Annotated in this window: 8 protein-coding genes, 6 tRNA genes and 3 rRNA genes; 14 read left to right on the top strand and 3 right to left on the bottom strand. The window is 45.1% G+C overall.

The window, feature by feature from the left end:
- Nucleotides 1–69 precede the first annotated feature (69 nt).
- The gene (locus tag C0213_09810; protein ID AUX12688.1) at nt 70–1,728 is read left to right on the top strand and encodes a hypothetical protein; all 1,659 of its coding nucleotides are present in this window, start codon (nt 70–72) and stop codon (nt 1,726–1,728) included.
- A 52-nt stretch (nt 1,729–1,780) separates the two neighbouring features.
- Here the strand turns inward: C0213_09810 and C0213_09805 are convergent, their stop codons facing one another.
- The 3 genes from C0213_09805 to C0213_09795 all read right to left on the bottom strand — a co-directional run bounded on the left by C0213_09805 (nt 1,781) and on the right by C0213_09795 (nt 6,117).
- Nucleotides 1,781–3,058 (bottom strand): MFS transporter, encoded by a 1,278-nt coding sequence (locus C0213_09805; GenBank protein ID AUX12687.1) that lies wholly within the window; start codon nt 3,056–3,058, stop codon nt 1,781–1,783.
- 64 nt (nt 3,059–3,122) lie between these two features.
- Nucleotides 3,123–4,973 (bottom strand): hypothetical protein, encoded by a 1,851-nt coding sequence (locus tag C0213_09800; GenBank protein AUX12686.1) that lies wholly within the window; start codon nt 4,971–4,973, stop codon nt 3,123–3,125.
- Nucleotides 4,942–6,117, bottom strand: a complete 1,176-nt coding sequence (locus tag C0213_09795) for a glycosyl hydrolase (GenBank protein ID AUX12685.1) — start codon at nt 6,115–6,117, stop codon at nt 4,942–4,944. The genes C0213_09800 and C0213_09795 overlap by 32 nt, the downstream gene beginning before the upstream one ends.
- Before the next feature lie 308 nt (nt 6,118–6,425).
- Here C0213_09795 and C0213_09790 point away from each other — a divergent pair, with 308 nt between their 5' ends.
- The 13 genes from C0213_09790 to C0213_09730 all read left to right on the top strand — a co-directional run bounded on the left by C0213_09790 (nt 6,426) and on the right by C0213_09730 (nt 15,872).
- On the top strand, nt 6,426–8,288 hold the full coding sequence (locus C0213_09790) for a copper-translocating P-type ATPase (GenBank protein ID AUX12684.1): 1,863 nt from the start codon (nt 6,426–6,428) through the stop codon (nt 8,286–8,288).
- A gap of 78 nt (nt 8,289–8,366) precedes the next feature.
- Nucleotides 8,367–8,588: a copper resistance protein CopZ gene (locus C0213_09785; protein ID AUX12683.1), complete on the top strand. Its 222-nt coding sequence runs from the start codon at nt 8,367–8,369 to the stop codon at nt 8,586–8,588.
- A gap of 12 nt (nt 8,589–8,600) precedes the next feature.
- Nucleotides 8,601–9,149, top strand: a complete 549-nt coding sequence (locus C0213_09780) for a DNA starvation/stationary phase protection protein (GenBank protein ID AUX12682.1) — start codon at nt 8,601–8,603, stop codon at nt 9,147–9,149.
- Nucleotides 9,150–9,167: 18 nt separating this feature from the next.
- On the top strand, nt 9,168–9,836 hold the full coding sequence (locus C0213_09775) for a Crp/Fnr family transcriptional regulator (GenBank protein AUX12681.1): 669 nt from the start codon (nt 9,168–9,170) through the stop codon (nt 9,834–9,836).
- A 532-nt stretch (nt 9,837–10,368) separates the two neighbouring features.
- A 16S ribosomal RNA gene (locus C0213_09770) occupies nt 10,369–11,946 on the top strand.
- Between the two features lie 83 nt (nt 11,947–12,029).
- Nucleotides 12,030–12,103 (top strand) — tRNA-Ile (locus tag C0213_09765).
- Between the two features lie 26 nt (nt 12,104–12,129).
- Nucleotides 12,130–12,202 (top strand) — tRNA-Ala (locus tag C0213_09760).
- Between the two features lie 171 nt (nt 12,203–12,373).
- Nucleotides 12,374–15,294 (top strand): 23S ribosomal RNA (locus tag C0213_09755).
- Nucleotides 15,295–15,382: 88 nt separating this feature from the next.
- Nucleotides 15,383–15,499, top strand: a 5S ribosomal RNA gene (gene rrf / locus C0213_09750).
- Together the 16S, 23S and 5S rRNA genes with 6 tRNA genes alongside form the textbook arrangement of a ribosomal RNA operon.
- Nucleotides 15,500–15,509: 10 nt before the next feature.
- Nucleotides 15,510–15,582 (top strand) — tRNA-Val (locus tag C0213_09745).
- Nucleotides 15,583–15,584: 2 nt separating this feature from the next.
- A tRNA-Lys gene (locus tag C0213_09740) sits at nt 15,585–15,657 on the top strand.
- A 23-nt stretch (nt 15,658–15,680) separates the two neighbouring features.
- Nucleotides 15,681–15,764, top strand: a tRNA-Leu gene (locus tag C0213_09735).
- 35 nt (nt 15,765–15,799) lie between these two features.
- A tRNA-Thr gene (locus C0213_09730) sits at nt 15,800–15,872 on the top strand.
- The last annotated feature ends 7 nt before the right edge of the window (nt 15,873–15,879 follow it).

Below are 15,879 nucleotides of genomic sequence, written 5' to 3'. Positions count from 1 at the left end.
CACCATCAGATTCATCCATTCAGGAATAGATGGTAGTCGATACTTCGAAGACTTTACGAGGTGCAGATAATGACAAGATTAAAGCATTTTTATCGTCAACATGTGGTAGCTGTAACGCTATTATTTTTTCTAATTGTTAGTATTGCAATGGTCGCTATTGTTTATTTACAACCTAATAAAATTTTATCTGGAGCCGATTATCATTTTCACATGAATAGAGTGGAAAATTTAGCACTCTCAATTAAACATGGCGACTTTTTCCCTAAAATAAGTTACTTTTTTATTGGCGGGATGGGCTATGCCGCAAGTCTTTTTTACCCAGATGCCTTTCTTTATCTACCAGCAATTTTAAGAGTGATGGGCTTGTCGATTAAAGAAAGTTTCGTGATCTTCGCAATTTTTATTAATTTAAGTACTTTTTTGGTGACTTATGGCTCTGGGAAATTAGCGGGGTTTACAAGGAAGAAGGCCGTCATATTTGCTTTGTTATATGGCCTTAGTATCTATCGCTTTGCTGATTTAGTTAACCGGCAGGCAATCGGGGAAGTCATTGCCTTGACCTTTTTCCCGTTAGTCATTGTAATGATGACCAGATTGAAGGCTGGTAAGCACCAGTATTGGTACTTGCTAGCTGTAGGGATGGTTGCGATTGGTTATAGCCATATGATTTCTGTGGAAATGACGGGGATTTTCATCGTGATCTACACGTTGTTGAACCTTAAGACGCTTTATAAAAATGGCAGTTTTAAGTATTTAATCGCAGCTGGTGGGTTATCATTGGGTTTATTAGCGCAGTATTTCTTAGCGGTGGGTGAACAAATGGCGACCACAACGTTTCAAGTTTCTTCCCAACCGCTAGCCTTTTTATCAGATCGTACGCTAGCTTTTAAAGAAGTGGTCCGTAATTCGTTAATCAACGCCGTTTTCCATGCGAATACAGTTAATGTGGGGATCACGATTTTACTAGGATTGGGATTAGCGTGTTACCTATTTTGGCGGTCCAAAAATGACCGTGATTTGATTGCGATCGCACTCGGTTTGTTCATAATGGTCACGCCGTTGATGCCTTGGCAATTATTCGACCATACGATTATTAATACAATCCAATTTCCGTGGCGTTTTTTTGCAATCATCACAGCGATTGTCAGTTACTTGATTGCTAAAGATGATTTGCAGTTGTTAAATAACAAGTACTATTTTTACGCCATTATTCTGATGTTGGGCGTCGGCAATGTTATTTACGCGACAAATAGTATTCAAAATCAAAGTTGGCGTTTTAGAACGAATGCGCAATACAATCAACCTAACCCGTACTATATTGGTGCGGGACATGAGTATCTACCCGCACAGACTGATTATCAAAAGATTCTGAAGCATAAAAAACAAGTGGTTCAGTACCAACCTGATAAAGTCAAAATCACTAACGTGCGACATACATGGGGGCAGTATCAATTCGAATTTACGACACTTAAGCATCAAAAAGCGGTGGTCGAGGTACCGTTTATTTATTACAAAGGCTATGTTGCTAACATTAATCATGAGAAGCGACTGAGACCGATGCAAATGAACCCGCAAAACGGTTTAACGCAAATTACCTTAAAGGGCAAAGGAAAGGTGACCGTCTTTTACCAGACAACTCGCTTACAGAAGATTGGATATTTAATCAGTGTGATTAGTTTTGGTGGATTAATGCTGATCATTTACAAAGAACAATATCGTCATAGTTGAAGTATCTAAAAAACCCTGATATTAGCTTTAGCCAATATCAGGGTTTTTTTGGTTATTTAACGGAACGAATCATTGCAATGAGAGCTGCGCCGATTAGTTCAAGAATAATGGCGACTAAGAAAATCTTTTGATAGCCCATAGTTGAAACGATTGCGGAAGCAGCGAGTGCGCCAATCATTTGAGAAAGGGTATTGGCAAGGTTAATTAGGCCTAAATCCTTGCCGGCAGTATCAGACGAAGGCAGTACGTTGAGGTTTAAGGCGCCATCCACTGAGTTGAAGATGCCGTTGCCAATTGCTGCGAAAACGGCGTAAGCATACATGGCCCAAGGATGCGCGATAAAGAGTGGGAATAAGGCGGCAAACCCTAACAAGAAAATCGCGAATAAGACGGGCATCTTCACCCGTTTAGCACGATCAGCTAACGGGCCTGAAATCAGGGCGAAAATCACACCGAAGACAAGCATTAAGGTTGAGAAAATCGAAATTGATTTGCCGGCTTGTTGGCTTGTAACGCCCATATAATCAGTGAAAATGAATAAGGTATAGGTAGTAATAATCGTGCTACCAACAACCATGAAGAATTTTGCGAACAAGGCGAGGTAGAAATCACGTGCACCTTTGGTTGGGAAGAAGAAGTACTTCGCAAAAGTTTCTTTATTGATCGAAATCTTAGGTTCGTCGAGATTGCTAGGTTCTTTCGCCAATAATAGGTGGACAATCCCGAGGATAACGGAGATTAACGCCATTGCGTAGATCCCAAATTTAATATTACCCAAGAATTGCGCAGCTAAGATGGTGAACGCTTGTTGCGAAATCGTGAAGCCAACACCGTAGAAAGTTGAAGCGGTGCCCCGCCATTTAGGCGCAACACGATCGGAAATTTGCGCATAGATTGAAGCGGCCACCGCATTTTCACCGGCTGCACAGATAATCCAAAGGAAAATAATCGTCATGACCGATGCTGAATTGGCAATAATCACCATCATGGCCGCCATTACGAGGGTACCGATGGTAATGTAAGGTTTCCGACTCCCCCATCTGGAGCGCGTCACATCTGAAAAGGCGCCAAACAATAAATTGGTAATAGCGCCGGTAAACGTCGCTGCGGCACTAATAATTCCGAAAGCCCAGACTTTATTAGCTGGGTCGATTTGACCGAATAGTTGGGGAATTAAGGTGTTGCGCACGGCAATGTTCGGGCCATACCAGACCATTGGCGCCAGGAACATCGCCCAGGAGAACATCCAAGGAAGTTTGGGTTGCTGTTCATCTTTTACTTTCGCGTTTGCATTTGCAATATCGATCTCTGCTTGATTGGTTTTAGCCAAAAGAATTCACTCCTTCATCATATATAATCCGCTTATATTTTGAGGTAGCCCAAAGATTGGGCTTTTAAATTTCAGTCAGTTTGATGCGGGTTTGTTGCTTATCGATTGTGATTGTGACTTGGTCTTGCTTGAGTTGGACGTCGATGGTCTCTGGTAGTGCGACATCTTGAACTGGTGTGCCCAAGTATGCTGAAATCAAGGTGTGGTGACCGACTGCCAAATGACCTGTCAGTTGTGGTAAGACTGTTTTAGGATAAATAAAATTCGTGTTTGGTTCTGGTGCCGTGAGCTCGGTGGTTAAGTCTGGTGTTAGCGAAACAATCCCGGTAGTACCGATGGAACTTGCGTAGAAACAGCTATTGGCTAACTGGCTAGTGATTGGTTGACCATCGGAAGGGGCGCTAAAGCTACCTTCGATGAGATTGATGGGCCGTTGGTTATCAATCACATGAATCCGGATGTGCCAAGGGTAACAAGGGATGATAAAACTTTTGACTGTGGCATCGGGCCAAGGTTGCCATTGACCATAAACGTAATGACTGTGCGTTTGGAAGGCTTGGTAACCGAAGACAGTTTGATAATGATAGTCGTTTTCGGAAACGGCGAGCGTATTATCGAAGGCCCCTTGTTTAGGGAGGACTGTATCTTTAGGCGTACTGAAGCCAAAGGTTGTTGAATAAACGAATTTTTCATACTTGGCTGCGCCATGTGCGTGTTCATGAGAATGTTGACCGGCTGTAAATGCTTGGAGTTCTTGGCCATCTTGGCTGTGAATCAGCAACATGCGACTATAGTCATTTTGATCAAGTGTGGTGAATGTGGGTTGGACTTCTGGGGCTTGCCAGAATGGATCGTCATCTGGGAGGGCCAAAATAATGAAGTTTTTGAGCGCCCAATAAGGGGAACCAGGCGCGTTGTAACCTTCTGCCATATTTAAATTAGCGTAACCGTAGCCGATTGAAAGGGTCCCGTCGCTATTGAAAATTGGTTTTTGGAACCATTGGCGCATATTGTTTAGAAGTAGATATTTTACTTCGCCAAGTGAAACGTCATTTAAAGGTGTGTGCGTGAAAGCGGCGGCTGCCCAGAATGAGGATTGAGCGAAACGATAGGCCTGACTACGACCAAAAGGTAATGCAGCACCGTCAGCGGCAAACCAATCTTTAAAAGTGGCGGCAAATTGTGCGCCCCGTTCGCGGAAAGTGGTGCTGTGAGGATTGTCTTTTTCCGGTGTGAGCGTACTAAAGAGTAAGCCGTAATACTGCATTCCCCAGGCGATATAGTAATCGATTTGATTGCGATAACCATCGAAATACCAGCCATCAGCTAGGTAGTAACCATCGATGTCGGCTAAATCATGGGTGATCTGGTCATTGGGGACTGGTAAACCAACTGTTTCGAAAAAGGAATCAACTAGGATCCGGAAGAATAACCAGTTAGTGGGTGGAATTGTCCGATGGTTAATTTGATCTAACCATTGGTGGATGTTGATTTGTTGTTGGTCAGTTAATGTCTCCCAGAAGAAATCACGCGTTAAGGTTAGAAAGGTTGCTAAAGACCCCATTTCAACAAAAAGTTGATCGTAATCGGTCAGTTGTCCCCAATAATCAGGTGATTGTGGATCAGTACCTGCTAGAATGCCATCCGTGGCAACTTTAAAATAGGTTGCATAAGTGGCTGCTCGTTCGGGTGTGCTACACAAAGGGCCTAAGCCCCATAAACTGCGTAAAAAACCTTCGATATCGCGCCGTGGTTCATCATAAACAGCGCCACTTGTGCCGAGGTGGACACGGCCGGTAGCTTTTTGAGCCGCCATTAAGTTGTAGACGGGATCGATTAATGAAATTAACGCTTGTTCATAATCGGTGCGTGTTTTTAAAGAATTATGCTTGAGTGTTTGATTGTAAGGTTGCATCTTGCCAGTGGCCTCCTAACCAGAAAATGTTATAAATGTCATTTAATTGATAAATGCCTTCGGAGAAGAAGTAATCGCCGTAAATCAGACCGGTGTCCAGATTCTTTTGTTCTGGCCAGTGACCGGTACCGTGAGTGATCAATGCAGCATCAGTTGTTGGTGTTGTGGCATGGTCGTAAAGGCGTTTCAATAAATCGGCGCCGGCATCGTGGTAAAAGGCCTGTTCTTCAGGAGCGGCGATGCGACCTAATAGTAGGAAGCCACAAGCGGCAATTGCTGCGGCCGAAGAATCGGGGTAATCGTATTTTGTTTGGGTCGTATTAGCTGGAATTTTGAAGTCCCACAGAGGTACGGCACTATTGGCGGTGTGTAAATAGAAGTAATTTGCAATTTTCATTGAAGCCGCTAAGAATTCAAGCTTTTGTGTGTAGTGATAAGCAATGGCAAAACCATAAATGGCCCAGGCGCAACCGCGAGACCAAGCACTCATTTCGGCAAACCCTTGACCACCAATTTTTTCAAGTACTTCGCCAGTAGCAGAGTCGAAGTTGACCATGTGATGGACGGAACCGTCTTCGCGAACGAATTCACGCAAGATAGTTTCAGCATGTTGTGTTGCCGCAACTGCAAAACGGGGATCGCTCGTTTCTTCGCTGGCCCAATAAAGGAGACTGATATTCATTAAACTGTCGATGATAACAATCCCGCTAGTGTCGTCGGCACCTTGCCAGCTATTCCAAGCTTCTAAATAACGACCAGCACTATTGAAGCGGCCGAGTAACAAGGTGGCTGCTAACAAAGCGTTTGTTTTGGCCTTTGAATCGTGCGTTAGATCGTAGCGCGCTAAACTGGTTAGGGTCCACATGAATCCCATGTCATGATCGAGTTTGCTAGGGTCGCTTAAGAGTGGTTGCATCTTTGCTTCAAGTTGCTCAGCTAAAGTGGCGGTTGCTTGGTCTTGCGTGGCATTGTAATGATGCCAGAGAATGCCGGGCCAGAAACCAGCCGTCCACCATTGGGGTTCTGCTAACTGATAGTGGCCAGCAAGTGTGGTATGGGGGAAAAACGGACCGATAGTCGTCGCGTTATGTGCTGCTTTTTGTTCAATATAAGTTTTTGCGTCTTGAAACCAAGTGGTTACCATATACTCACCTTCGAATTTAAATAGTCTATTTTTATTTGAAAACGTTTTCTTGAGTTTATAATAGTGTTTTTTAGTAAAAAAGTAAATAACTAATTCCGGTATATTTTAGTTAAGTTAACTGATAATTGCTTTAAATTGCGATTTTAAAAGCGTTTTTATCGATTTTTATTTTTAGTAAAAATAATTATAAGCAATTAATTTTACTAATAAAATTGAATTTTTTTTTTCAATATAACTTGATAACCGTCAAGTTCTTTCAATGTTGTGCCTTCTATAATAGAGACAACAGATAGAAAGAAGGGGTTCAAATGCGATTTCAAAGATGGTTACAGGCGGGTAAGAATCAAATAGCGTTGACTGTGGGAATGCTAATTGTGGTGGCGTATAGTTGGTACTGGTTAGGTGGGCCGACTGTTGTAATGCAAGGCTTACTGCTAGTTGCTTCAGTGTTCGGGGTGGCGCCGATTTTGATGCAAGCCTATCAAGCGTTAAAGGTTAAAGTCGTGAGCATCGATTTGTTGGTGACCATTGCGGTAATCGGAGCCTTCATTATTGGCGAATATAATGAATCAGCGATTGTGACCTTTTTGTTCCTATTCGGGAGTTATCTTGAACAGCGAACGCTTAAAAAGACCCGGGAATCAATTCGGTCATTATCGGAAATGGCACCTCAAACCGCACAAGTGGTTGCGGGAGATGGGACTGTGACGACAGTTGATGTCGACGATGTGGCAATTGGCGATCACGTTTTAGTCAAAGCCGGGGGGCAGGTGCCGGTTGATGGGACAGTTATCACGGGAAGTGCTTTTGTGAATGAAGCCAGTATCACAGGTGAAGCGCAGTTAATTAAAAAAGAAGTGGGGGCCAGCGTTTATTCGGGGGCGATTGTCGATAATGGCACGCTGACCGTGGTGGCGAACCAAGTCGGGGATGACACGACTTTTGCCCAAATTGTTGAATTAGTGGAAGAAGCACAAGATAGTAAATCACCGGCGGAAAAGTTTATCGATCGTTTTGCGACTTACTACACGCCCGCAGTATTGGTGCTAGCGTTAGTGGTCGGTCTAATCACACGTGATTTTAAATTGGCGATTACGATTTTAGTACTGGGCTGCCCAGGCGCCCTAGTGATTGGGGCGCCAGTTTCAATTGTTGCTGGAATTGGCAATGGTGCCAAAAATGGCGTCTTAATTAAAGGTGGCGAAGTGGTTAACACGATGGCTGGCATTGACACGATGGTTTTTGATAAGACGGGCACACTCACTAAAGGTGAAACAGCGGTGGCGCAAGTCATCGACTATACAAAAAACCAAGCCGAAGCTTTGAAATTAGCAGCCGCTGTCGAAAAACAATCGGATCATCCATTGGCAACCGCAGTGGTCAAATATGCCCAAGCCCAAGGCGTCACTGACTTACCGCTGATTGGGCAAATTGAAACGCTCAAAGGACTAGGGGTTAAAGCGCAAGTTGGGGAGCACCTAATCCAGATTGGCCGGGCTAAACTGTTGACTGATGCAGGGGTTAAACTGAATGCTGCTCAACTCGCTACTATTGAAGCGAGTCAACGAGCGGGTCAATCAATAGTATTGGTGGCGATTGATCAGACGCTTGCCTTAGTAATTGGTATCGCGGATACAGTTAAACCGGAAGCTAAGGTGGCTTTAGCCCGTTTGAAAAAGGCCGGTGTTAAAAAGCTCGTGATGTTGACTGGGGATAATGAACAAACTGCTGCAGCTATTGCCCGCGAAGTGGGGATTACGGAATTTCACGCGAACTTGTTACCAGTCGAGAAGGTTGATTACTTGAAAAGGTACCAAGCCAAAGGTCAAAAAGTGGCTTTTATCGGTGATGGCATCAATGATAGTCCGTCATTAGCGTTGGCGGACATTGGGATTGCGATGGGTTCGGGCACGGATGTCGCAATTGAAACGTCGGATATTGTATTGATGCAATCGACGCTTTCTGAAGTCGTCTACGCCGATTACCTCACTAAGGCAACAGCCCGTAATACGGTCCAAAATATCGTGATTGCGGTTGGAACAGTCGCGTTACTTCTATTAGGATTGATTTTAGGCTACGTTCAAATGGCCAGCGGGATGTTGGTTCACGAAATTAGTATTTTAGTCGTCATTTTAAACGCGATGCGCTTAATTCGCTTTAAAATTCACTAAACTTGATGGCGATCAATTTTTAATCATGCGACTGGCAGTATAGTGAAGATATCAAATAAAGAAAAGGTGGTCATTATTATGGCAAAATTAGTGATGCAATTAGACGAACTCTCATGCCCATCATGTATGCAAAAGATTCAAGCCGGTGTGAGTCAACAAGCCGGTGTCGAAGCAGTCAAAGTACTATTTAATGCCAGCAAAGTAAAAACTGAATATGATGAAACGACGACTAATCCGGAACGATTGACGCAAGTTGTCACAGATCTGGGCTACAACGTTAAAAGTGTGAAGGTTAAATAAGGGGGCATTGAGATGTTAACAACCGCGGCAATTGAAGCACGTTACCAAGCAGAACTGAAACAAGCAGATGTGGATCACCGTGCACCAACGGCTGGCGCGATGATTGGCCACATTATGGCCAACCTGACAATCCAACGACGCAAACTCCGTCAGATGAAGTGGGCTGCTAAAGGCATGAATAATGAAATCTTCAAGGCACAGGTGGCAACTTTATTAACTGAAAATGATATGCTATTAGATAAGACGGCCGAACGATTGTTGGATGAGGGCGAAGTAATCCCGACGACGCAAGCGGAATATACTGAATACGGGATGCTTACTGAGGATGCGCGCATCAAGTATTGGGATGTGCCAGCCATGATGGCGGAATTGGTCAACGATTTTAACACCGCCAACCTATTCGTATCACGGGCCATCAAGCTCGCCCAAAAAGAAGAACGCTTTGCTTTAGCGGCTGATATGGTTGATATGCTAGGGTATAACCAGCATCAAATTCGCGTATTACAAAATCAACTCGGTAAGGATGCGCGTGAAGGTTTAGACGAAGAAGATGACGACTAAATAGAAGGAAGTGGGCGTGTGGCAACTGTTGAACAACATATTTGTGCGGAATTAGTACCGATATTTAGTCACCTTGATCACGACAGTCTCTTGAAGATTTCGGCGCTAACCCACCACGAAAAGGTTGCTAAGGGGCAGCAAGTCATTAGTCCGACTGCGCAAAAACGCCTAGTGATTCTGGCTAGTGGGAGTATTAAAGTTTATCAATTGTCCGCAGCGGGTAAAGAACAACTGTTGCGGATTATGGAACCGGGGGACTTTGAAGGGGAGAAGCTGCTTTTTACGAACCAAGAGGAACAAGTATATGGTGAGGCGCTTCAAGACAGCGTCATCTGTACATTGCCCCGCGCACCTTTTCAAGAACTACTATTAAGTTATCCGGAAATCAGTTTGAAACTTTTAGAAGTGACGGCTAATAAGATGATTAAGTTGGAACAACAAGCTAATCTAATGAATATCGACTCGGTAGAATCACGACTGGTAACTTATTTATTGGCTTTGGTGAAGGTCAGTGAGACATTGACGGTTAAAATCCCGATGAAGTTAAAAGAATTAGCAACATATATTGGGACGACGCCAGAAACTTTATCGCGGCAATTAAAGCAATTAGAACAACGTCAATTGATAAAAAGACAAGGTCGACAAGTGGAAATATTAGATTATGAACGCTTGGAAGACTTCTATTAATGGTAATTAAGGCGGATTAGCTAACAAATTTGCATGATTTGTTAGCCAATCCGCCTTTTACCTATACCAATTCTATAAAATGGTGTCGAAATCGCGATTTAAAAGTGTTATAAGAGATAATCAGTGACGCAATTAAAGTCAATTTTAAAGGAATTAAAACGGTTTTTTAAAGTTCGACAAAGGTTAATTTCAAGTTTTTTAAAAAAATGTGAAAATAGTGATTGACGTTGTCCCACTAGGATGGTAAGATATTCTATGTTGTCGAGAGATGAACGTGTGATTGATAAGTTGATAAAAATTATTTTTAAAAAGTAGTTGACATCAACTTGATTGCATGATATGATTAATTGCGTTGCTTATGAGATTTTAAATTTCAAGTAACGGCGATTCATATAAGGTAGACCTTTGAAAACTGAACAAAGTTTTGATAAACCAAATGTGTAGGGTCGCCCTTTTAGGGCACAACATATTTGCGAAGTCAATTTCGCTAGCAAATAAATTAAGTAACAAAACAAGAGCTACAAACTTTTAATCGAGAGTTTGATCCTGGCTCAGGACGAACGCTGGCGGCGTGCCTAATACATGCAAGTCGAACGCACTCTCGTTTAGATTGAAGGAGCTTGCTCCTGATTGATAAACATTTGAGTGAGTGGCGGACGGGTGAGTAACACGTGGGTAACCTGCCCTAAAGTGGGGGATAACATTTGGAAACAGATGCTAATACCGCATAAAACCTAACACCGCATGGTGTAGGGTTGAAAGATGGTTTCGGCTATCACTTTAGGATGGACCCGCGGTGCATTAGTTAGTTGGTGAGGTAAAGGCTCACCAAGACCGTGATGCATAGCCGACCTGAGAGGGTAATCGGCCACACTGGGACTGAGACACGGCCCAGACTCCTACGGGAGGCAGCAGTAGGGAATCTTCCACAATGGACGAAAGTCTGATGGAGCAACGCCGCGTGAGTGAAGAAGGTTTTCGGATCGTAAAACTCTGTTGTTGGAGAAGAATGTATCTGATAGTAACTGATCAGGTAGTGACGGTATCCAACCAGAAAGCCACGGCTAACTACGTGCCAGCAGCCGCGGTAATACGTAGGTGGCAAGCGTTGTCCGGATTTATTGGGCGTAAAGCGAGCGCAGGCGGTTTCTTAAGTCTGATGTGAAAGCCTTCGGCTCAACCGAAGAAGTGCATCGGAAACTGGGAAACTTGAGTGCAGAAGAGGACAGTGGAACTCCATGTGTAGCGGTGAAATGCGTAGATATATGGAAGAACACCAGTGGCGAAGGCGGCTGTCTGGTCTGTAACTGACGCTGAGGCTCGAAAGCATGGGTAGCAAACAGGATTAGATACCCTGGTAGTCCATGCCGTAAACGATGAGTGCTAGGTGTTGGAGGGTTTCCGCCCTTCAGTGCCGCAGCTAACGCATTAAGCACTCCGCCTGGGGAGTACGACCGCAAGGTTGAAACTCAAAGGAATTGACGGGGGCCCGCACAAGCGGTGGAGCATGTGGTTTAATTCGAAGCAACGCGAAGAACCTTACCAGGTCTTGACATCCTTTGACCACTCTAGAGATAGAGCTTTCCCTTCGGGGACAAAGTGACAGGTGGTGCATGGTTGTCGTCAGCTCGTGTCGTGAGATGTTGGGTTAAGTCCCGCAACGAGCGCAACCCTTATTACTAGTTGCCAGCATTTAGTTGGGCACTCTAGTGAGACTGCCGGTGACAAACCGGAGGAAGGTGGGGACGACGTCAAATCATCATGCCCCTTATGACCTGGGCTACACACGTGCTACAATGGATGGTACAACGAGTTGCGAGACCGCGAGGTTTAGCTAATCTCTTAAAACCATTCTCAGTTCGGATTGTAGGCTGCAACTCGCCTACATGAAGCCGGAATCGCTAGTAATCGCGGATCAGCATGCCGCGGTGAATACGTTCCCGGGCCTTGTACACACCGCCCGTCACACCATGAGAGTTTGTAACACCCAAAGCCGGTGAGGTAACCCTTCGGGGAGCCAGCCGTCTAAGGTGGGACAGATGATTAGGGTGAAGTCGTAACAAGGTAGCCGTAGGAGAACCTGCGGCTGGATCACCTCCTTTCTAAGGAATAATACGGAAAACCTTGTACATTTGCGAAATCAAAACTTTGTTTAGTTTTGAGAGGTCTACTCTCATCATTAAGGACGTTTTTGGGCCTATAGCTCAGCTGGTTAGAGCGCACGCCTGATAAGCGTGAGGTCGATGGTTCGAGTCCATTTAGGCCCATTGTACCAATTTAATAGTTTCATTATGGGGGATTAGCTCAGCTGGGAGAGCGCCTGCTTTGCACGCAGGAGGTCATCGGTTCGATCCCGTTATCCTCCATTGATGACAATAGTCATCGTAACTTTGTTCTTTGAAAACTGGATAATAAGTAATATATTAGTTTTAAAAGCCGAGAAAAACATTGCGTTTTAAAGAGTTTTTTAATAATAGAAATATGAATTAGTTCATATCGCTAAACTCAAATAATAACCCTTTACCGTAGGTAAAGATAGGTTAAGTTATAAAGGGCGCATGGTGGATGCCTTGGCACTAGGAGCCGATGAAGGACGGTACTAACACCGATATGCTTCGGGGAGCTGTAAGTAAGCTTTGATCCGGAGATTTCCGAATGGGGGAACCCAATACTTTTAATCGAGTATTATCATTAAGTGAATACATAGCTTAATGAAGGTAGACGAGGGGAACTGAAACATCTAAGTACCTTCAGGAAGAGAAAGAAAAATCGATTCCCTAAGTAGCGGCGAGCGAACGGGGAAGAGCCCAAACCAAGAAGCTTGCTTCTTGGGGTTGTAGGACAGAACTTTGGAGTTACCAAGTTAAGTTGTAATCGAATCAGCTGGGAAGCTGAGTCAAAGAGTGTGATAACCACGTAGATTAAACAACTTAACCTCCGTTCTGGATCCTGAGTACGGCGGAACACGTGAAATTCCGTCGGAATCCGGGAGGACCATCTCCCAAGGCTAAATACTCCCTAGTGACCGATAGTGAACCAGTACCGTGAGGGAAAGGTGAAAAGCACCCCGGAAGGGGAGTGAAATAGATCCTGAAACCATGTGCCTACAATTAGTCAAAGCTCGTTAATGAGTGATGGCGTGCCTTTTGTAGAATGAACCGGCGAGTTACGTTTATATGCGAGGTTAAAGTGAAAAGCTGGAGCCGTAGCGAAAGCGAGTCTGAAATGGGCGAGTGAGTATATAGATGTAGACCCGAAACCAAGTGACCTACCCATGTCCAGGTTGAAGGTGTGGTAAAACACACTGGAGGACCGAACCCACGTCAGTTGAAAATGGCGGGGATGAGGTGTGGGTAGCGGTGAAATTCCAATCGAACTTGGAGATAGCTGGTTCTCTCCGAAATAGCTTTAGGGCTAGCCTCGGAATATTGGATCATGGAGGTAGAGCACTGTTTGGACTAGGGGCCCGTCATGGGTTACTGAATTCAGATAAACTCCGAATACCATTGATTTAGTTCCGGGAGTCAGACTGCGAGTGATAAGATCCGTAGTCGAAAGGGAAACAGCCCAGATCACCAGTTAAGGTCCCAAAATTTATGTTAAGTGGAAAAGGATGTGGCGGTGCACAGACAACTAGGATGTTGGCTCAGAAGCAGCCACCATTTAAAGAGTGCGTAATAGCTCACTAGTCGAGTGCCGCTGCGCCGAAAATGTACCGGGGCTAAACATAATACCGAAACTGTGGGTGGACACGTAAGTGTCCGCGGTAGGAGAGCGTTCTAAGGGCGATGAAGCTAGATCGTAAGGACTAGTGGAGCGCTTAGAAGTGAGAATGCCGGCATGAGTAGCGAAAGATCAGTGAGAATCTGATCCACCGTATGACTAAGGTTTCCTGGGGAAGGCTCGTCCTCCCAGGGTTAGTCGGGACCTAAGGCGAGGCCGAGAGGCGTAGTCGATGGATAACAGGTTGATATTCCTGTACTAGTTTATTTTGTTTGAATGATGGAGGGACGCAGGAAGCTAAGGAATGCACACGACTGGAAATGTGTGTCCAAGCAATAAGTCTTGAGTTGAGTGAAATGCTTGATTCTTTAAGGACAAGTTGTGATGGGGAGCGAAATTAAGTAGCGAAGTTCCTGATGTTACACTGCCAAGAAAAGCTTCTAGTGAGAAATAAACTACCCGTACCGTAAACCGACACAGGTGGTCGAGGAGAATATCCTAAGGTGAGCGAGTGAACTCTCGTTAAGGAACTCGGCAAAATGACCCCGTAACTTCGGGAGAAGGGGTGCTGACCGTCAGGTCAGCCGCAGTGAATAGGCCCAAACAACTGTTTATCAAAAACACAGGTCTCTGCAAAATCGTAAGATGACGTATAGGGGCTGACGCCTGCCCGGTGCTGGAAGGTTAAGAGGATGAGTTAGCGCAAGCGAAGCCCAGAATTGAAGCCCCAGTAAACGGCGGCCGTAACTATAACGGTCCTAAGGTAGCGAAATTCCTTGTCGGGTAAGTTCCGACCCGCACGAAAGGCGTAATGATTTGGGCACTGTCTCAACGAGAGACTCGGTGAAATTATAATACCCGTGAAGATGCGGGTTACCCGCGACAGGACGGAAAGACCCCATGGAGCTTTACTGTAGCTTGATATTGAGTGTTTGTACAGTTTGTACAGGATAGGTAGGAGCCGTAGAAATCGGAACGCTAGTTTCGATTGAGGCGTTGGTGGGATACTACCCTAACTGTATGACCACTCTAACCCGCGCCACTTAGCGTGGCGGGAGACAGTGTCAGGTGGGCAGTTTGACTGGGGCGGTCGCCTCCTAAAGTGTAACGGAGGCGCTCAAAGGTTCTCTCAGAATGGTTGGAAATCATTCGTAGAGTGTAAAGGTATAAGAGAGCTTGACTGTGAGATTGACAAATCGAGCAGGGACGAAAGTCGGACTTAGTGATCCGGTGGTTCCGTATGGAAGGGCCATCGCTCAACGGATAAAAGCTACCCTGGGGATAACAGGCTTATCTCCCCCAAGAGTCCACATCGACGGGGAGGTTTGGCACCTCGATGTCGGCTCATCGCATCCTGGGGCTGTAGTCGGTCCCAAGGGTTGGGCTGTTCGCCCATTAAAGCGGTACGCGAGCTGGGTTCAGAACGTCGTGAGACAGTTCGGTCCCTATCCGTCGCGGGCGCAGGAAATTTGAGAGGAGCTGTCCTTAGTACGAGAGGACCGGGATGGACATACCTCTGGTGTACCAGTTGTGCCGCCAGGCGCATCGCTGGGTAGCTATGTATGGCAGGGATAAACGCTGAAAGCATCTAAGTGTGAAGCCCCCCTCGAGATGAGATTTCCCATTCCTTTATGGAAGTAAGACCCCTGAAAGATGATCAGGTAGATAGGCTAGAAGTGGAAGTACAGCGATGTATGGAGCGGACTAGTACTAATCGGTCGAGGACTTAACCAAAGGTGCAATGTTTGGCTTTTGAAATGAAATATTACTTATTATGCAGTTTTGAGAGAACGAAGTTCTTCTCAGTGCGTAAGCACAAATAGTGTGGTGGCGATAGCAAGAAGGATACACCTGTTCCCATGTCGAACACAGTAGTTAAGCTTCTTAGCGCCGATAGTAGTTGGTGGGAAACTACCTGCGAGGATAGGACGTTGCCACGCTATATTTGATGGAGGTTTAGCTCAGTTGGGAGAGCGTCTGCCTTACAAGCAGAGGGTCACAGGTTCGAGCCCTGTAACCTCCATTGAGTCGTTAGCTCAGTTGGTAGAGCATCTGACTTTTAATCAGAGGGTCGACAGTTCGAGCCTGTCACGACTCATCGGCCAAGTTACACGCCAAAATGCGGGTGTGGCGGAATTGGCAGACGCGCTAGATTTAGGTTCTAGTGTCTATATAGACGTGGGGGTTCAAGTCCCTTCACCCGCATTCAATTGAATATTCAATGAAAGTTATCTTATTATGCCGACTTAGCTCAGTTGGTAGAGCATCTGATTTGTAATCAGAGGGTCGGGCGTTCGAATCGTCTAGTCGGCATTAAGAT

The organism is Latilactobacillus sakei, from assembly GCA_002953655.1.
GTDB classification, from domain to species: domain Bacteria; phylum Bacillota; class Bacilli; order Lactobacillales; family Lactobacillaceae; genus Latilactobacillus; species Latilactobacillus sakei_A.
This window is presented reverse-complemented; position numbering and strand designations above follow the sequence as displayed.

What these genes read in the sequence shown, in the direction of transcription:
- C0213_09810 (AUX12688.1), top strand. Translation starts at nt 70, where the DNA reads ATGACAAGATTAAAGCATTTTTATCGTCAACATGTGGTAGCTGTAACG.
- C0213_09800 (AUX12686.1), bottom strand. Translation starts at nt 4,973, where the DNA reads ATGCAACCTTACAATCAAACACTCAAGCATAATTCTTTAAAAACACGC.
- C0213_09795 (AUX12685.1), bottom strand. Translation starts at nt 6,117, where the DNA reads ATGGTAACCACTTGGTTTCAAGACGCAAAAACTTATATTGAACAAAAA.
- C0213_09790 (AUX12684.1), top strand. Translation starts at nt 6,426, where the DNA reads ATGCGATTTCAAAGATGGTTACAGGCGGGTAAGAATCAAATAGCGTTG.
- C0213_09785 (AUX12683.1), top strand. Translation starts at nt 8,367, where the DNA reads ATGGCAAAATTAGTGATGCAATTAGACGAACTCTCATGCCCATCATGT.
- C0213_09780 (AUX12682.1), top strand. Translation starts at nt 8,601, where the DNA reads ATGTTAACAACCGCGGCAATTGAAGCACGTTACCAAGCAGAACTGAAA.